This window comes from Shinella sp. 838 (assembly GCF_029623935.1).
Classification (GTDB): Bacteria; Pseudomonadota; Alphaproteobacteria; order Rhizobiales; family Rhizobiaceae; genus Shinella.
Genome location: NZ_JARSBQ010000002.1, coordinates 129,348 through 147,277 on the forward strand (window position 1 = coordinate 129,348; position 17,930 = coordinate 147,277).

A 17,930-nucleotide genomic window follows, 5' to 3' on the forward strand; every position below is an offset into this window, starting at 1 on the left:
AGAGGCGCACGATTTTGACCCCACTCCGGCCGCTGCGCCGGCCCTCTCCGGCGAAGGGGAGGGCGAGGAAAGCTGACATGCCCGATCTTCTGCTTGAACTCCGCTCCGAGGAAATCCCAGCCCGCATGCAGCGGAAGGCCGCGGGCGATCTGAAGAAGCTTGTCACGGACGCGCTGGTGGATGCGGGCCTGACCTATGAGGGTGCGCGCGAATACTGGACGCCGCGCCGCCTGACGCTCGATATCCGCGGCCTCAATGCCCGCTCGAGCGACGTGCGCGAGGACATCAAGGGCCCGACGACCTCCGCCCCCGAACAGGCGATCCAGGGCTTCCTGCGCAAGGCGGGCCTCGCCTCGGTTTCCGAAGCCCATGTCCATTCGGACCCGAAGAAGGGCGATTTCTACGTCGCCCACATCGTCAAGCCGGGTCGCCCGGCTGACGAGATCATCGCCGAGGTGATGCCGGGCATCATCCGCAACTTCCCCTGGCCGAAATCGATGCGCTCCGGCGCCGCCTCGGCCAAGCCCGGTGCGCTGCGCTGGGTGCGCCCGCTGCAGTCGATCGTCTGCACCTTCGGCTCGGAGACGGAGGAAACCCGCATCGTGCCCTTCGAGGTCGACGGGCTCGTCGCCGGCAATGTCACCTATGGCCACCGGTTCCATGCGCCGGGCGCGATCACCGTGCGGCGCTTCGAGGATTATGTCGCCAATCTGGAGAAGGCGAAGGTCGTGCTCGATGCCGAACGCCGCAAGCAGATCATCGCGACGGATGCGGGTAACATCGCCTTTGCGAATGGCCTCGAACTGGTCGAGGACGAGGGCCTGCTGGAGGAGGTCTCCGGCCTCGTCGAATGGCCGCAGGTGCTGATGGGCACCTTCGAGGAGGAGTTCCTGGCGATCCCCTCGGAAATCATCCGCCTCACCATCAAGACGAACCAGAAATGCTTCGTTACCCGCAAGCCGGGCGCCGAAACACTTTCCAACCATTTCATCCTCATCTCGAACATCGAGGCGAAGGACGGCGGCAAGGAGATCGTGCACGGCAACGGCAAGGTCGTTCGGGCCCGTCTTTCCGATGCAAAACACTTCTGGCTGCGCGACCAGCGCGACCTGCCGGACCTCGACACGCTGAAGGCCTCGGCAGAAAAGTTCGGCCTCGACCTGAAGAAGCCGCTCGACCAGCGCATGGCCAAGCTCGACGCGCTGAACGTCACCTTCCATGCCAAGCTGGGCACCCAGGGCGCCCGCGTCGAGCGCATCCGCACGCTTGCAGGCGAACTTGCCCCCGTCATCGGCGCCGATGCGGCGCTCGTCGACCGGGCCGTGGTGCTCGCCAAGGCGGACCTGCGCACCGAGGCCGTCGGCGAGTTTCCGGAGCTGCAGGGCATCATGGGCCGGAAATACGCCGCGCTCCAGGGCGAGGACGCCGCGGTGGCCGAGGCGATCGAGGATCACTACAAGCCGCAGGGCCCCTCGGACCGCGTACCGGCCGGCAAGGTCGGTCTTACCGTCGCGCTCGCCGACAAGCTCGACACGCTGATCGGCTTCTGGGCGATCGACGAGAAGCCGACCGGCTCGAAGGACCCCTACGCGCTGCGCCGCGCCGCCCTCGGCGTCATCCGCATGCTGCTCGAAAAGAACATCCGCCTGCCGCTCGCCTCCGTCGCGAAGGATCCGGACCTCGTTGCCTTCTTCCACGATCGCCTCAAGGTCTATCTCCGCGACATGGGCGCGCGCCACGATCTCATCGATGCCGTGCTGACGCCCGAAGCCGATGATCTCTTGATGGTCGCCCGCCGCGTCGAGGCGCTGACGGCCTTCATCACCTCGGAAGAGGGGCAGAACCTGCTCGCCGGCACCAAACGCGCCACGCAGCTTCTCGCCGCCGAAGAGAAGAAGGGCACCGTCGTCGAAGGCGCCGTCTCGGCCGACCTTCTCCTGCTCGATGCCGAAAAGGCCCTCCACGCCGCCGTCGAGACCGCGACGAAGGACGCCGCTGCCGCCGTTTCGAAGGAAGATTTCCGTTCCGCCATGGAAGCTCTTTCGGCGCTGCGTGCCCCGGTCGACCAGTTCTTCAACGACGTGCTCGTCAACGACGAGGACCCCGCCATCCGCGCCAACCGCCTCGCCTTGCTCTCCGCCATCCGCGCCGCAACCGGCACGGTCGCGGATTTCTCCAAGATCGCGGGATGAGGGAAGGGCGCTGATGTCGGCGAAGATCCTCATCAGCGCCTGTCTTGCCGGTCTGCCGGTGCGGTACAACGGGTCGGCCAAGCCGCTTGTCCATGGCGCGGTCGAGCGCTGGCGAGTGGAGGGGCGGCTGGTGACGCTCTGTCCGGAGCTTTCCGGCGGCTTCCAGGTGCCGCGGCCGCCAGCGGAGATCGAGAACGGGCTTGACGGCGAGGATGTGCTCGACGGCCGGGCGCGGGTATTGGAAGTGTCCGGTGGGGATGTTTCCGCCGCCTACATCGCGGGCGCGCGCATTGCGCTCGACGTGGCGCGGGAGAATGGCTGCCGGCATGCGCTGCTCATCGACGGCAGCCCGTCCTGCGGGTCCGGCTTCGTCTATGACGGCACGTTTTCAGGTATCCGGCATGCGGGGCAGGGAGTGACGGCGGCGCTGCTGCGGCGCGGCGGCATCGCGGTCTATTCCGACCGGGAGGTCGATCGGCTGGTCGGCGATCTCGGAGAGAGGGGCTGATACGCCTGCGCCCCCGCTTGAGGTCAGGGGCGCAAAACGTCCGCTTCCGCGGATTCCTGTCAGCCTGGAGGGACTGAGAGGCAGGGCGCGCCCACTATGGGGTCAGTTGACCCGAAGTTCAAACCCTGACGGATCAAACTCCTGTGAAGTTGCCATGCCGGCCGCCGCCGTCTTGCGGGCTGCGGTCTCGTCGAGCGCGCTGGTATGGGCGCCGGCATCGACGGTTTCCACGGCCGTGGCCTTCTCGTCCACCGTCGTTTCGACAGCGGCCGCCTGCCGGACTTCCGCCGGGGCCTTGCTGACGAAGAGCACGGGCGAGCCGCCCATCCAGGCTTCGGTGCGGAAGATCTTGCGCTCGCCGTTCTCCTCGCGGATCTCCACCTTCTGCGTGCCGGGGTCGATGGCATCGACCTGATAGGTGGCGTGTTTGGGCTTCGGCTTCAGCGCCGGGCAGTCGCCGCAGCGGACCGCCGAAATGCTCGAACCCTCGGACGATGCGCCGGCAACGGGCTCGATCGAACCCGCAAGGGCGGGGGCGGCGAGAAGCATGAAAGCAAAGGTCGGCAGCAGGGTACGCATCAACGGTTCTCCCTTATGGTTGTAGGGAGAATAGCGCCCGCCGGTTACGGTCCCGTCAGGGGAAATGGTAAAATTTGAGCGATCCGGCGTTTTTCGTGCCGGACCTCACGCCTTTTCGCGCGCGACGGCGCGCCAGCCGATGTCGCGGCGGGAGAAGCCGTTGTCCCATTCCACCTGGTCGAGCGCCTGATAGGCGGCCTTTTGCGCCTCCGCGACAGTCGCGGCGACGGCCGTGACGTTGAGCACGCGCCCGCCGGTCGCCACCAGCTGGCCGTCCTTCAGGGCTGTGCCGGCATGAAACACCTTGCTGGCTGCGTCGTCGGTCGGCAGCGCGCGGATCGGCGTGTTCTTCTCGTAGGCGCCGGGATAACCCTTCGAGGCCATGACGACGGTGAGCGCCGGGGCATCGCGCCAGCTGGCGGAAACCGTGTCGAGCCGGCCGGTCGCGGCCGCATGCAGGATCGGGAGCAGGTCGCTTTCGAGCCGCATCATCAGCACCTGGCATTCCGGGTCGCCGAACCGCACATTGTACTCGATGAGCTCAGGGCCCTTGGCGGTGATCATCAGCCCGGCGAAGAGCACGCCCTGGAAGGGATGGCCGTCTGCCGCCATGCCGCGGATCGTCGGCTCGATGATCTCCTTCATGGTGCGCGCGACCATGTCGGGCGTCATGACGGGGGCGGGCGAGTAGGCGCCCATGCCGCCGGTGTTGGGGCCGGTGTCGCCGTCGCCGACGCGCTTGTGGTCCTGCGCCGAAGCAAGCGGCAGGGCGTTCACGCCGTCGCACAGGCAGAAGAAGCTCGCCTCCTCGCCATCGAGGAAGGCCTCCACCACGACTTCCGCGCCCGCCGCACCGAAGGCGCCGTCGAAGCAGTCGTCCACGGCGGCCAGCGCTTCGTCGAGCGTCATGGCGACGCTCACGCCCTTGCCGGCGGCAAGCCCGTCCGCCTTGATGACGATCGGCGCGCCTTCGCGCTCCACATAGGCCCTGGCGGCCGCGGCGTCGGTGAAGCGCTGGTAGGCGCCGGTGGGAATGTCGTATTTCGCGCAGAGATCCTTGGTGAAGCCCTTGGATCCCTCGAGCTGCGCGGCGGCGGCCGAGGGGCCGAAGACGTCGATGCCGGCGGTGCGCAGCACGTCGGCCATGCCCGCGACCAGCGGGGCTTCCGGTCCGACCACCACGAAGGTCACACCGTTCTCCTTGCAGAAGGCCGCGACGGTCGCATGATCCTCGATGTCGAGCGCGACGAGCGTGGCGCAGCCGGCGATGCCGGGATTGCCGGGGGCGGCGTAGAGCGTTTCGAGGAGGGGAGATTGCGCCAGCTTCCAGGCAAGGGCGTGTTCGCGTCCGCCCGATCCGATCAACAGAACCTTCATGCCCATATCCTCGATCCGTCCTTCGTTGCTGGCGGGTTAAGGGGATGGGGCTGAAAGGTCAAGGGCTGCCGGGACCGGGAGCGCGCGCGGGCAGGAGAATGTCAGGTTTGCCCCTCATCTCGCTGCCGCGACTGCACGGTACCGCCCCTATAGGGTCGCCGCACCCTTTTCCTCCACGGTACGGCCGAGCGCCTCCAGCTCCGTGTCGATCAGGTGCACGTCCTCGTACCAGCCGTCATCCTCCACCATGGCGCTTTCGGTGGCGGCGCGCTGGAGAGCGCGGGCTTCGGTGCGCAGCTTTTCCAGCCTGGCGATCTTCTCCTTGCGGGAAAGGCCGCTGTCGTTGCGGATCGCCTGCAGCTTCAGTTCCATCGTGCTGACGGTCATCGGGAAACTCCTTGTTCGTTCCCCGTAAAAACATCGGTGCGGCCGAATCGTTCCGCGCGCCGCCGGGCCGGATGGTTAGCAAAGCGGTAATGAAACGCAGCTAATGTTCACGCAATCAAAGGTTTCGGCAGCCCGCGGCGGGTCTGCCGGTGAAGCGAGGATTGTGTCTTGAGTATCCGTGTTTCGACCGCAATGACTGCGGCCGCTCTCCTTTTTGTGCCCGTTTCCGCCCTTGCCGGCGAAGGCGGCTATTTCTGGTCCGGCGACTGGTATCTGAAGGTCGGCGCCGCCGGCTTTGCCGCGCCGCGCTACGAGGGGGCGAAAAAATACCTGTTCCAGGTCACGCCGATGATCTCGCTCGGCAAGGCGGGCAGCACCGTCCGCTTCTCCTCGCGCAATGACAACCCGTCCTTCGCGCTGATCGACAATGGCGGCTTTCGTGCCGGTGCGACGGGTAAACTCGTGATGCCGCGTGACGACGACGATTCGAAGGATCTGCGCGGCCTGACCCCGGTGAAGTTCGGCGGCGAACTCGGCGCCTTCGCCGAAGCCTATCCGACGGACTGGCTGCGCGTGCGCGGCGAGGTGCGCCACGGCATCCGCAGCCATGACGGTATCGTTGCCGATATCGCGGCCGACGCCTTCGTCGACGTGCGCCCTGATGTGCGCATCTCGGCCGGCCCGCGTGTGACGCTCGCCTCGAACGATTATATGGACACCTATTATGGCGTGAAGCCGAACCAGGTCGCCAAGTCCGGTCTTTCCGCCTACGATCCCGACGGCGGCATCCACTCGGTGGGCGCGGGCGCGGCGATCACCTGGCAGGTCAACGAGAAGATCGAGACGAGCGCCTTTGCCGAATACAAGCGCCTCGTTGGCGACGCGGCCAAGTCGAGCCTCGTCAAGGAGCGCGGCAGCCGCGATCAGGTGCTGATCGGCCTTTCCGCCACCTACCGGTTCGATTTCACGCTGCCGTAACCTTTTCGGCGCGCGCGACCTACCCTGCGGCGCGGTGCCGGCTTGACCGGCGCCGGGCGGCTTGCGATCTAGGGGAATGATCAGCTCTCCCTCCGATTCCGGCCGCGTCGCCGATGCGCCGTCCCGAAACTGGGTCTACCGCGTGCTGCCGCGCGCGGCCTGGCCTTATGCGCAGCTCGCCCGCTGGGACCGGCCGATCGGCTGGCAGCTTCTCCTCCTGCCGTGCCTCTGGTCGGCGGCGCTGGCGGCCAATGTCTCGGCGGCGATCGGCACCTTCGATCTTGCGCGCTTCGTCACACAGCTCTTCCTCTTCTTCGTCGGGGCCGTCGCGATGCGCGGCGCCGGCTGCACCTACAACGACCTCGTCGACCACGAGATCGACCAGGCGGTGGCCCGCACCCGCTCGCGTCCGCTGCCCTCCGGCCGCGTCACGCGCCGGCAGGCGAAGATCTTCATGGCATTGCAGGCGCTTGTCGGCCTCGTCGTGCTGTTGCAGTTCAATCTTTTCACCATCGTGCTCGGCATCGCCTCGCTGGCGATCGTCGCCATCTACCCCTTCGCGAAGCGCTTCACCGACTGGCCGCAATTCTTCCTCGGCATGGCCTTCTCCTGGGGGGCGCTGATGGGCTGGGCGGCGGAATTTTCCGAAGTGTCGGCCGCCTCGCTGGCGCTCTACGTCGCCGCCATCGCCTGGACCATCGGCTACGACACGATCTACGCCCACCAGGACAAGGAAGACGATGCATTGATCGGCGTGCGTTCCACCGCGCGCCTCTTCGGCGAGAAGACCGCGGGATGGCTCATCGGCCTCTACGGCCTGACGGTCGTGCTGGTCGCGCTTTCCTTCTGGCTTGCCGGCATCGGCATCGTGGCCTGGCTCGGCCTCGGCGTGGCTGCCGCCATGCTCGCCTGGCAGATCGCCACGCTCGACATCGACGACCCGGAACAGTGCCTCGCACTCTTCAAGTTCAACGGCGTCGTCGGCCTCTGCCTCTTCCTTGCGCTCACCGTCGCCATCCCGTTCGCCTGATCAGCGGTGCCGCGGCCCGCGCGAGCCGGTCTGCGGGCGGTCTTCGCCGCGCCGCAGCGTTGTCGGATGAAGGGCGATCTCGAAACCGCGGCGTGGCGGGCGAACCCGATCGACGGTCGCGCTGTCGACGGTGCGGATGCGGCCGAGGAGGGTGGTGAAGAACTTTGCCATCGTGATCTGTCCCTTGCTTCGCGTTCCCCGGTACGAACCCGGTGTGTTGAACGCTGTTTCCCACGCCGGGCACGGGAAAAGTGTTCCGGAGGGAACAGGCAAGGGCGCACGAAAAAGCCGGCCGCAGGGAACGGCCGGCTTTTCTGGAGGTCATGCGGCTGTCTCAGGCTCAACGCCGGGCAATGATTTCCCGGCCGTCGATCTTCATCTGCACGCCGAGCTTGCCGGTGGTGCGACGCACCAGGAAGCGGGGGCGGCGGTCGGCGAAGTAGGAGTGGCGGCGGCGCTGCTTGGCGGGGCGGCTGCCGACCGTCAGGTTGTCGTCGAGCGGCCGGGCGATGCCGTCGGCCTCGACCATCAGCATGGGGATGCGGTAGGCCTCGGCCCAGCTGCGCCAGTCGGCGGCGATGTCGCACAGGTCGTGCGCCACCAGGAGCGGGATGCAGAGGTCCGGATCGTCGTGGTGCAGTTCGAGGGTGACGGTCACGTCGCCGTTGCCGTGGTCGATGGCGCGGGCGGCGACGCCCTTGAAGGCGCGGGCCGGCAGGGCGATCGAGAGCGGCAGGCCGCTGGACGGCAGAACCTTGCGCAGCACGGCGCCGCGTTCGTCGAGCGTGATGGTGGCGTCGGTTCCCTCGGCGCGCAGCTCGAAGGTCACCTGCTGCGGAAAGCGCTTGGGATCGAGCCGGAGCGTGGTGCCGGCCCAGGCCGGCTTGGAAACGGTATTCAGCATGTCTTTCGCCCTTGTTTTCCTTGAGAGCCGGTGTCCGGTCTTCTCATCGGGACTTTTCGTCCTCTGAGGGCGAGAATAGGCGCACCCCCTTCCGAGCCGCTTAAAAATCGCGGTTAAGAAAACTTTGCAGTTCCTGATGGTTAGCAAAACCGCACGGGCTAGGGTTTAGGAGAGGTGAACGCGTGCGACAGGTCGGGACAAGCCTCGCGCGCGAGAGTGGCCCCCGATCGGCCCGCCCGCATTGTCGAAAGAGACCCCTCCGATGCTGTCCACCTATACGAGCTACAACCTCATCGCGCGTGACATGCTGGTGTCGCTGGACCGCACGGCGAGCGAGACGGTCACCGCGCGCGAGGCCGAGTACTACAAGGAAAACATCGGCAAGGTGACCAGCGTCGACGCGTTCCTCGACGACTACCAGCTCTATTCCTATGCCATGAAAGCCTATGGCCTGGAGGAGATGACCTATGCCACCGCCTTCATGCGCAAGGTGCTGGAAAGCGATACGTCGGATGCGAACAGCTTCGTCAACCTCCTGACGGATTCGCGCTACCGGGAATTCGCCACCGCCTTCAGCTTCGAGGCATCGACCGCCTCGGCGCAGACCGAGGTGCAGCTCGACGAGATCATCGGCCTCTATTCGGCGACGGCGGCCAATGCCGGCGCGGCGATCAAGGAGGAGACGCGCTACTACAATGCCGTCATCGACACGATCACGAGCGTCGACCAGCTGCTCAACAACGACCGGCTGCGCAGCTACGTCTTCACGGCCTTCGGCATCGATCCGTCGACCTGGTCGCGCCAGACGATCCGCGGGGTGCTGACCAGCGACCTTGACGATCCCGCCAGCTATTTCAACACGGAGTTCGGCGCCAAGGCGACCGCCGCGCAGACAGCCATGCAGGCGGCCAATGACGAGCTGGCGACACTCCAACCCAACGACGCCAACGCGGCCCGCATCGCCCAGCTCAGGGCCGAGATCGTCCGCCAGAGCGCCATCATCGCCAATGCCGAGAAATACGGCACGCTCGCCAGCGCCTTCAATTTTGCCGCCGATGGCACGGCGGTCGCCGGCACGGTGCAGAACGCCAGCCAGAAGACGAGCACAACCGAGCTCTACACGCTCTCCAATCCGCGCGCGACATCGGCCGCCGCGCTGATCCACAAGGAGTATTTCGAAAGCCGGATCGGCAGCGTCACGACGGCAAGCGAGGTTGCCGGCAATCCGCGCATGGTCAATTATCTCAAGGTGGCCTTAGGCCTCGACAAGCTGTCGATCGACAGCTCGACCATCGCCAACATCCTGACCAGCGATCCCGACCCGAACAACGCCAACAGCTACATCAACAAGTTCGGCGGATCGGACAAGGAAGCCTATTTCGCCCTGCGCGCCGCCTTCAATTTCCAGGAGGACGGCACGCTGGCCGCCGGCGATGCGGCGCAGACCGCGACCCAGACCGCAACGGTCGCCTCCGGTTACATGAGCCGCTACAACGACAAGGACGAGGAGGCGGACGAGCTGGCCATCCGGCGGTTCAAGAGCCAGATCGGCGCGGTGAAGACCGTCAACGAGTTCGTCGGCGAGGCGAGCCTCTACGACTTCGCGTTGAAGGCCTTCGGTTTCGATCCGGCCAAGGTCTCGGCCCTGACGGTCAAGAACGTGCTGAAGAGCGATCTCAACGATCCGAAGAGCTACGTGTACCAGCTCGGCGACCCGCGCTTCGTCGAATTCGCCAAGGCGTTCAATTTCGGGTCGGACGGCAATATCACGGCGCCGAAGCTGGCACAGTCCGAATCCGAGATCCTCGTCATGTCGCGCGCCTATGTGACGGCCAAATCCCGTTTCGGAACGGAAGATGACAAGAAACTGGCGGAGGAGGAGGCGAAATATTACTCCCTCCAGATGCAGAAGATCGACAGCGTCAAGGAATTCCTGTCCGATCCGCGCCTCGTCGCCTTCGTGCTGACGGCCAACGGCATCGATACGAAGAGCGTCGATGCCGAGTTCATGGCGAAGATCTTCACCTCCGACCTCGACGACCCCGACAGTTTCGCCAACCAGCAGCCCGACCGCGCCTATCGCCAGATCGTGGCCTCGTTCAACTTCAATGCCGAGGGCCAGGTCGAGCGGCAGGACGATGCCGAGATCCAGTCTCGCCGCGGCATCTACCAGACGATCGACGGCTACGTGCGCCAGAAGCTGGAGGCGGATGCGGGCAACGACAATGCCGGCGTGCGCCTCGCGCTCTATTTCGAGCGCAAGGCGGAAACGGTTTCGAGCCCCTACGACCTGCTGGCCGACGACGCGCTCTTCGAAGTCTTCAAGGTGCTCTACCAGCTGCCCGACGAGATCGCGAGCGCGGATGTCGACGCCCAGGCCGACATGGTCGAGCGCTATCTCGAGCTGAAGGACCTGCAGGATCCGGAAAAGGTCTCCAAGATGATCGTGAAGTTCTCCGTGCTCTACGATCTCGAGAACCAGAGCACGACGGATCCGGCGCTCTCCGTGCTCACCAGTTCGGGTTCGGCCGGCATCAGTGCCGATCTCATGATGTCGCTGGCGCAGCTGCGCACCGGCGGCTGATCGCCTGGCGCAATTCCAGCAGAAGCGCGGCGCGGTTTTACGCCCGGAACTGCATCAAACAGATAGAGAGAGCGTTTTTGCTGTTCGAAGAAAAGCGGAAATAGGCTAGCCCCTGACGACCTTGCCGGGGTTCATGATGCCGGCGGGGTCGAAGGCGTGCTTGATCCTTGCCATCAGGTCCATCTCGATCGGCGCGCGCACCGCCGCGAGCTCGTCGCGCTTCAGCTGGCCGATGCCGTGCTCGGCGGAAATCGACCCGCCATAGCTCAGCACGATGGCGTGCACGAGGTCGTTGATCTCGCGCCAGCGGCCGAGGAAGGCGTCCCTGTCGGCGCCGACGGGCTGCGAAATGTTGTAGTGGATGTTGCCGTCGCCCATATGGCCGAAGGAGCAGATGCGCGCGCCGCCGATGGCTTTCATGACCGCCGCATCCGCTTCCGCCATGAAGGCCGGGATGGCCGAGACCGGCACGGAGACGTCGTGCTTGATCGAGCCGCCCTCCGGCTTCTGCGCCGGCGACATGCTCTCGCGCATGTGCCACAGCGCCCGGCGCTGCTCCTCGCTGGCGGCGATCACCGCATCCTCGACGAGCCCGGTCTCGATGCCCTCGGCCAGCAGGGCCTCCATCATGCGCGCGGCGGTCTCCGCCGCGTCGGATGTCGAGATATCGACGAGCACGTACCAGTCATGCCGGCTGGCGAGCGGGTCGCGCACGCCCGGAATGTGCCGCGTGGTGAAATCGACGCCGAGACGCGGCATCAGCTCGAAGCCGGTCAGCGCGGTGCCGCAGCGGCTGGAGGCGCGTTCGAAGAGGGCGAGCGCATCCGCGACGGATTTCAGCCCGGCAAAGGCCACCTCGTGGCCGAGCGGCCGCGGGAAGAGTTTCAGCACCGCGCCGGTGATGACGCCGAGCGTGCCCTCCGCGCCGATGAAGAGGTCGCGCAGGTCGTAGCCCGTATTGTCCTTCTTCAGCCGGCGCAGGCCGTTCCAGACCTCGCCGGTCGGCAGAACGACTTCGAGGCCGAGGCAGAGCTGGCGCATGTTGCCATAGGCGAGCACCGCGGTGCCGCCGGCATTGGTGGAGAGGTTGCCGCCGATCTGGCAGGAGCCTTCCGAGCCGAGCGACAGCGGAAACAACCGGTCCGCGGCCTCGGCCGCCTTCTGGATCTCCGCGAGGACGCAGCCGCCGTCGGCGACGACGACATTGCCGACCGGATCGACATCGCGGATGCGGTTGAGCCGGGAGAGCGACAGCACGACATCCGTCGCCCCTTCACGCGGCGCCGCGCCCCCGACATGGCCGGTATTGCCGCCCTGCGGGACGATGGCCGTGCGCGTTTCCGTGGCAAGCGCGAGGATTTTCGAGACCTCCTCGACGGAGCCCGGCCGCAGCACGAGCGGCGAGGTGCCGTGATAGAGCCCCCGGCTTTCGACGAGATAGGGCGCGATGTCGCGCTCCGCCGTCAGGGCGTGGGCCGGGCCGGTGATGGTGACGAAGCGGTCGATGAGATCTGGGGCAAGCGTCGCCTGGGTCATGGCTCTGTCCTCGTTGGCGCCGCCTCGCACAGGGCTGGTGCGCTTGGATCGGTTCGCAGCGGTCAGCCGCGCGGGGCAGCCGCGCGTTGCAGTCGGTCGTTGATCGCCTCGCCGAGGCCGCGGGAGGGGATCGGCGCGAAGGCGATCGCGCGCGCGCCGGCCGCATCCGCCCGTTTCATGTAGCCGAAGAGATTGGCGGCGGCCTCCGCAAGGTCGCCGCTGGGGCTGAGGTCCAGCACCAGTGCGGCATCGGCCTCGCCGGGCAATGCCGCGCCGCCGAAGCGGATCAGCACCTCGCCGGGCGCCACGTCGTGTGCATTGAGCCGCACCGGTGCATCGGGCGCGTAATGCGAGGCAAGCATGCCCGGCGCCTCGATCGCGGCCCCCGCCTTTTCGTTGCGCACCACCTTCAGGCCGGTGACGCGCTCGACCTCGGCGGCATCCAGCCCGCCCGGCCTCAACAGCCGGATCGTGTCACCCTCGACCTTGAGGATGGTGGATTCCAGCCCCACGACGGCCGGCCCGGCATCCAGAACCAGCTCGAGCTTTGCGCCAAAATCCTCGGCGACATGCCGGGCGGTGGTCGGGCTGATGCGGCCGGACGTGTTGGCGCTCGGCGCTGCAAGAGGTCGGCCGAAGGCCGACAGCAGGCGGCTGGCAAAGCCCTTGGGCACGCGGATGCCGATCGTGTCGAGCCCGGCGCGGGCGAGCGGATGGATGGCGCTTTCCGGGCGGATCGGCAACACGAGCGTCAGCGGCCCCGGCCAGAAGGCCTCGGCGATCGCGCGCGACAGCGGATCGAAGACCGCATGCTCCTCTGCCATGGCGAGGTCGGCCATGTGGCAGATCAGCGGATTGAAGCGTGGCCGTCCCTTCATCTCGTAGATGCGCGTGATGGCCAGCGGGTTGGTGGCGTCGGCGGCAAGGCCGTAGACCGTCTCGGTGGGAATGGCGACCGGCACGCCCCGGCCGAGCGCTTCGCAGGCCCGGGCCAGCGCCGTCTCCGCATCCGTCCGCGTATCCACGATATCAGCCATGTCGCCCTTCCTTGTCCGGGCTTCCTTTACAGGGCTTTTCCCGCAAAAGCCAAGGGTTACCCATTGCCTAAAATGCGAGCGACCGGATTAGATCGGCCGAAAGTGGTGGCTGCTATGGAGGGTTGAAAAATCAAGCAGCAGGTCCGCATTGATGGCGCATAAGAAATCCTCGACGACCGATATCGCCCTGCGCGTCGCAACGGCGATGAAGCAGATGGGCATCGACGGCCTGCCGCGCAATTATGAACTGGTCTACGAGGCCTATGCGGGGTGCAATCCCGATCTGGTGCGCGATTTCATCGCGCTCGGCAAATACAAGACGCAGGGCGCGCTCGACGAACTCGGCCGCAAGTATCTGCCGCACCAGCATGAGGCGGGCGTGCTGCAGCGCTCGGCCGGCGCCATCAGCAACGAGATGGCAAATTTCATGGATCTGCTGAGCCAGGAACGCACCTCGCTGTCGGATTACGGCCGCCTGATCGGCGAGGCCTCGCAGGTCATCCGTGATGCCGGCAGCCTCGGAGAGGGCGCACTCGGCTCCTCGCTCGAGGCGCTGCAGCGCGCGACCGAACTGCGCGTCACCCATACGGCGGAGATGGCGGAGAAGGTTGCCGCGCAATCGGTCGTCATGGACGGCATCCAGAAGGAGATGGCGGAATTCGAGGCGATGAAGTTCGTCGATCCGCCGACGAAGCTCGGCAACCGCCGTGCCTTTAACAAGGCGCTCGCCCGGGTCTATGCCAATCCGGACCTGCCGATGCTCTGCGGCGTCGCGATCGCCGAGGTGGATGCCGAGCAGCGGTTCTCCGCCGGCCAGATCGAGGCCCTGTCCGATCATCTCGTCACCTTCTACGGCGGCCTTATCCGCCAGGCTTTTCCCGCCGGCGAGCTGGCCGTGCGTTTCGACGGCCTGCGCTTCGGCTTCCTGTTTCGCACCGCTGACGAAGGGGAGGTGACGCGGCTGATCGACCTGCTGCGCGCCGCCTTCCAGACGGTGGCGCTGCGCGATCCGCGTACCGGGCGCAATCTGGGTCACCTCACCTTGTCTGCCGGCGTGTGCATGGCGGACCGCGCCGACAGCGCGCTCGACCTTTCGGCGGCCTGCGAGCGGGCATTGGCGGAGGCGCGGGGCGCGGGCGGCGACCAGATCGTCGTCTACGGTCGCGGCGACGAGGTGCCGGCCGGCAAGGAATGGCTGATCTACCGGCCGTCCGGGGTGGCCTGACGCAGCGGGGTAGGGGTTAGAGCGCCCGGATGATCTTGCGCAGCGCCTCGTTGTGCGCGCCGAGCATCAGCACGTTCTTCATGGCAAGCTTCGGATCGTCGGTGCGGAAGAGCACGCCGTTGCCGCGCACCTTGCGGTCGATCTGCAGGCGGCCTTCCTCTTCGGCCGGCGTGATGGCGACGGCGAAATACATCCGCCCGGCCTTCTTCGAGATGTCGGCGAAGAACTGCTCCTCCTCACCGATCTCGGCGAAGAAATTGGCCATGTAGAAGGCCCATTGCACATTCTCGAATTCCGCGAAGCGGGAATTGGCGACGGTGATGTGGCAATAGCCGAGATGCGGCGTCTGGGCGAGCGTGCGGTGGAAGATCAGCTTGGGAAAGCGGATCGACTGGTGAAAGCCGTTGATGCGGTCATGCGTGACGCTGCCGGCATTTTCCAGCTTGCGGCCGGTACGCTCGGCCACTTCCTGGTAGCTGAGGTAGCGCTTCTCGTTCGGGCTCCAGCTGACATTCCGGTCGATGCGGCCGGTGCGCAGGAACTCGGTATGGGCGGCCGATTTCGGCTGGTTCGCGCGCTTGTAGGCGACTGCGTCGTAGTAACGGAACTTGGTTTGCTGCACGCGTCGGCACTCCATCCTCGCGCCCCGATGCGATGAAGTTTAAGGAAACGGCGTTAAGCATTCCTTGCCAATCCGCCCCCGCTTTTTCCAAAGGTTCCGGAGGGGTCGCAATATGACAATTGTGTCACCGGGCATGTCAGGTGGCCCAAAGGGTATTCATGTTGCTCGTTTCCTTTGCATAATTGATTGAAATATATGCAATTAGGCCTGAGGTTGGCTTGCCTCGGCCCATTTTCTCTCTGTCGCCAAATCGGAATGGCATGTCGCTAACTGACATGTCGTTTGCCGGGCCTTGCGTTTAGATAAGAACACTCGAGGTGCCGTTCTGACGAAGAGCGGAGAATTGGGAAGCCGGTTGAAATCCGGCGCTGCCCCCGCAACGGTGTAGGAGAAACGCGCGGCGAGACGCCACTGGACAGAAGTCCGGGAAGGCGCCGCGACGGTCCTGACGGACGCTCCTGAGCCCGGAAACCAGCCTTGGGAATGATCGTGACTGGCTGCGGCGGGCGGCCGGGAAGCGTGCAGTCCGGCGCCCCCGCGCCCGGATGCCGTCTCCTTCCGTGCGCCTCATCCCCAACAGGATATCGAGGATCCGGCATGGACATCAGCAGCGACGTGCTCCGCAAGCTCAAGAACCGGCGCGAGGGCCACAGCCTCGAGCAGGCCTTCTACATCGACCCCGATCACTACAGGCTCGATCTCGAGACGATCTGGTATCGCGACTGGCTGTTCATCGGCCATGACTGCGAGATCCCGAAGGCCGGCAACTATTTTACCGTGCAGGTCGGCGACTATCCCGTGGTCATCACCCGCGACCGCACGGGGACCGTGCGCGCCCTGCACAATTCCTGCCGTCACCGCGGCTCGCGCGTCTGCACGCAGCACAGGGGGTCCTCGGCCAAGCTCGTCTGTCCCTACCACCAGTGGACCTACGAGCTGGATGGCTCGCTGCTCTTCGCCCGCCACATGGCCGAGGATTTCGACAAGAGCCAGCACGGTTTGAAGCGCGTGCACTGCGAGACCGTCGGCGGATACATCTTCATCTGCCTTGCAAACGAGGCGCCGGACTTTTCCGCCTTCCGCAGCCTGGTCGAGCCCTATCTTGCCCGTCACCGCCTCGGCGAGACCAAGGTCGCCTTCGAAAGCACGATCGTCGAGAAGGGCAACTGGAAGCTCGTCTGGGAAAACAACCGCGAGTGCTATCATTGCGCCGCCAACCATCCCGAGCTTTGCCGCACCTATCCCGAAGCGCCGAGCGCCACCGGCGTGCAGGGCGCCAAGGACGATCCCGTCATCACCGCGCACTGGGAAAAATGCGAGGCGGCGGGCCTACCGAGCGAATTCCGCATGTCGTCGACCGGCCAGTTCCGCGCGGCCCGCATGCCGCTCATCCAGGATGCCGAGAGCTACACGATGTCCGGCGCCCGCGCCGTCAACCGCCCGCTGTCGAACGATGTGCTGGAAAACCACATCGGCACGCTGCTGCTCTTCCACTATCCGACGACCTGGAACCATGTGCTCGCCGACCATGCCATCACCTTCCGCGTTCTGCCGCTTGGGCCGGAGCTGACGCAGGTCACGACGAAATGGCTGGTCAGCAAGGACGCGGTCGAGGGCGTCGATTACCGCCTTGACGAGCTCACCCATGTCTGGACCGAGACCAACGACCAGGACCGCCGCATCGTCGAGGAAAACGCCTTCGGCATCCGCTCGCCGGCCTACCAGCCCGGCCCCTATTCGCCGGAAGACGAGGGGGGCGTCATGCAGTTCGTCGAATGGTACGTGAACTTTATGGTCGACCGGCTCGACGGCGCCAAGAAGCCGCTCTCGCGGGTGGCATGACATGACGATCGCAAGCCATTTCCGTCATTTCGACGAGCTTCATCCGTGGAACGATCGCCAGCACATGCTGGAATGCATTGCCGTAACGGTGGAGACATCAGACGTGATGACCTTCACCTTCCGGTCCGACCGCGACAACTGGTTCCGATACCTGCCCGGCCAGTTCGTCACGCTGGAAATTCCGGTTGCGCAGGACGATCCCGTCCTGCGCACCTATACGCTCTCCTCGACGCCCTCGCGCCCCTTCTCCGTTTCCGTGACGGTGAAGGCGCAGAAGAGCTCGATCGGCACGCGCTGGATGTTCGACAACCTGAAGCCCGGCATGAAGCTGAAGGCCTTCGGCCCGCTCGGCGACTTCTCCCTCGTGCGCTATCCCGCCGAAAAGTATCTCTTCATCTCGGCCGGCTCCGGCGTCACGCCGATGATGTCGATGACGCGCTGGATGTCGGATTGCGCGCCGCAGTCCGACGTCGCCTTCGTCACCTGCGCGCGCAAGCCGGAGGATCTGCTGTTCAAGGCGGAGCTTGAATGTCTTGCCGCGCAGATGCCGAACCTGACGCTCGGCTTCGTCGTCGAGGGGCACAATCCGCGCGACGGCTGGCACGGATTGCGCGGCCGCATCGATGCCGCCCGTCTCTCGCTGCTCGCGCCGGATTTTCGCGAGCGCACCGTCTTCTGCTGCGGCCCGGAACCTTTCATGCGCGGCGTCAGAGACCTTCTCAAGGTTTGCGGCTTCAACATGGAGCGCTACCACGAGGAGAGCTTCCAGCCGGCCGCAGCGCCTGCCCCGGAGGAGATCGCCATCCGCGCCGGCGCCGGTGAGCACGACGTCGATGCCAATGCCGTTGCGACCGTCACCTTCACCATGGCCGGCAAGGATGCGAAATGCCCGCCCGGCCAGACGATCCTCCAGACCGCCCGGGCGGCCGGCGTGCGCATCGGCGCGGCCTGCGAAGGCGGCCTGTGCGGCACCTGCCGGGTGATGAAGCTCTCTGGCGAGGTGGACATGCGCCACAACGGCGGCATCCTCGACGACGAGATCGAGGAAGGCTACATCCTTGCCTGCTGCTCGCGGCCGGTCGGCGACGTGCAGATCGAGGCGTAGGGGCGGGCCTGCGCCCGCCGCAAG

16 protein-coding genes and 1 riboswitch are annotated in these 17,930 nt (G+C 65.8%); of the genes, 8 read left to right on the forward strand and 8 right to left on the reverse strand.

Annotation, left to right across the window (positions count from 1 at the left end):
* Positions 1–77 precede the first annotated feature (77 nt).
* Both glyS and P9A16_RS08215 read left to right on the forward strand, forming a co-directional pair.
* Positions 78–2,192, forward strand: coding sequence for a glycine--tRNA ligase subunit beta (gene glyS, locus P9A16_RS08210; protein ID WP_023516159.1), 2,115 nt, complete (start codon positions 78–80; stop codon positions 2,190–2,192).
* Between the two features lie 13 nt (positions 2,193–2,205).
* Complete coding sequence (locus P9A16_RS08215; protein ID WP_023516158.1) at positions 2,206–2,700, forward strand: DUF523 domain-containing protein; 495 nt, start codon at positions 2,206–2,208, stop codon at positions 2,698–2,700.
* A gap of 102 nt (positions 2,701–2,802) precedes the next feature.
* On the opposite strand, the gene P9A16_RS08220 is transcribed toward P9A16_RS08215, so the two are convergent.
* From P9A16_RS08220 to P9A16_RS08230, 3 genes are all read right to left on the reverse strand, one after another.
* Positions 2,803–3,279 carry a plant virulence effector HPE1-like domain-containing protein gene (locus tag P9A16_RS08220; protein ID WP_023516157.1) on the reverse strand — a complete coding sequence of 159 codons (477 nt, stop codon included), beginning with the start codon at positions 3,277–3,279 and terminating at the stop codon, positions 2,803–2,805.
* Between the two features lie 105 nt (positions 3,280–3,384).
* Positions 3,385–4,656, reverse strand: coding sequence for a phosphoribosylamine--glycine ligase (gene purD, locus P9A16_RS08225; protein WP_278025642.1), 1,272 nt, complete (start codon positions 4,654–4,656; stop codon positions 3,385–3,387).
* Between the two features lie 147 nt (positions 4,657–4,803).
* On the reverse strand, positions 4,804–5,043 hold the full coding sequence (locus P9A16_RS08230) for a hypothetical protein (RefSeq protein ID WP_023515262.1): 240 nt from the start codon (positions 5,041–5,043) through the stop codon (positions 4,804–4,806).
* A 192-nt stretch (positions 5,044–5,235) separates the two neighbouring features.
* Here P9A16_RS08230 and P9A16_RS08235 point away from each other — a divergent pair, with 192 nt between their 5' ends.
* Positions 5,236–6,021, forward strand: coding sequence for a MipA/OmpV family protein (locus tag P9A16_RS08235; protein ID WP_023515263.1), 786 nt, complete (start codon positions 5,236–5,238; stop codon positions 6,019–6,021).
* 76 nt (positions 6,022–6,097) lie between these two features.
* Entirely contained in the window at positions 6,098–7,051 is a 954-nt protein-coding gene (gene ubiA / locus P9A16_RS08240; protein ID WP_023515264.1) for a 4-hydroxybenzoate octaprenyltransferase, read from the forward strand.
* On the opposite strand, the gene P9A16_RS08245 is transcribed toward ubiA, so the two are convergent.
* The gene (locus P9A16_RS08245) at positions 7,052–7,222 is read right to left on the reverse strand and encodes a hypothetical protein (RefSeq protein ID WP_024271035.1); all 171 of its coding nucleotides are present in this window, start codon (positions 7,220–7,222) and stop codon (positions 7,052–7,054) included.
* 169 nt (positions 7,223–7,391) lie between these two features.
* Entirely contained in the window at positions 7,392–7,955 is a 564-nt protein-coding gene (locus P9A16_RS08250; protein WP_023515266.1) for a DUF6101 family protein, read from the reverse strand.
* A 262-nt stretch (positions 7,956–8,217) separates the two neighbouring features.
* Between P9A16_RS08250 and P9A16_RS08255 the strand changes: the two genes are divergently transcribed.
* Positions 8,218–10,539 (forward strand): DUF1217 domain-containing protein, encoded by a 2,322-nt coding sequence (locus tag P9A16_RS08255; RefSeq protein WP_278025643.1) that lies wholly within the window; start codon positions 8,218–8,220, stop codon positions 10,537–10,539.
* Between the two features lie 105 nt (positions 10,540–10,644).
* On the opposite strand, the gene P9A16_RS08260 is transcribed toward P9A16_RS08255, so the two are convergent.
* Together P9A16_RS08260 and P9A16_RS08265 are read right to left on the reverse strand one after the other, a co-directional pair.
* Positions 10,645–12,075, reverse strand: coding sequence for an FAD-binding oxidoreductase (locus P9A16_RS08260; protein WP_023515268.1), 1,431 nt, complete (start codon positions 12,073–12,075; stop codon positions 10,645–10,647).
* Between the two features lie 62 nt (positions 12,076–12,137).
* Entirely contained in the window at positions 12,138–13,112 is a 975-nt protein-coding gene (locus P9A16_RS08265; RefSeq protein WP_023515269.1) for an L-threonylcarbamoyladenylate synthase, read from the reverse strand.
* A 151-nt stretch (positions 13,113–13,263) separates the two neighbouring features.
* On the opposite strand from P9A16_RS08265, the gene P9A16_RS08270 reads away from it, so the two are divergent.
* Entirely contained in the window at positions 13,264–14,337 is a 1,074-nt protein-coding gene (locus P9A16_RS08270) for a diguanylate cyclase domain-containing protein (protein WP_023515270.1), read from the forward strand.
* Between the two features lie 16 nt (positions 14,338–14,353).
* Here the strand turns inward: P9A16_RS08270 and P9A16_RS08275 are convergent, their stop codons facing one another.
* Positions 14,354–14,959, reverse strand: a complete 606-nt coding sequence (locus tag P9A16_RS08275; RefSeq protein ID WP_023515271.1) for a DUF6656 family protein — start codon at positions 14,957–14,959, stop codon at positions 14,354–14,356.
* Positions 14,960–15,257: 298 nt separating this feature from the next.
* Positions 15,258–15,453: riboswitch (cobalamin riboswitch) on the forward strand.
* Positions 15,454–15,556: 103 nt separating this feature from the next.
* On the opposite strand from P9A16_RS08275, the gene P9A16_RS08280 reads away from it, so the two are divergent.
* Complete coding sequence (locus P9A16_RS08280) at positions 15,557–16,801, forward strand: aromatic ring-hydroxylating oxygenase subunit alpha (protein WP_278025644.1); 1,245 nt, start codon at positions 15,557–15,559, stop codon at positions 16,799–16,801.
* A 1-nt stretch (position 16,802) separates the two neighbouring features.
* Positions 16,803–17,906 carry a hybrid-cluster NAD(P)-dependent oxidoreductase gene (locus tag P9A16_RS08285; RefSeq protein WP_023515273.1) on the forward strand — a complete coding sequence of 368 codons (1,104 nt, stop codon included), beginning with the start codon at positions 16,803–16,805 and terminating at the stop codon, positions 17,904–17,906.
* Positions 17,907–17,930: the final 24 nt, after the last annotated feature.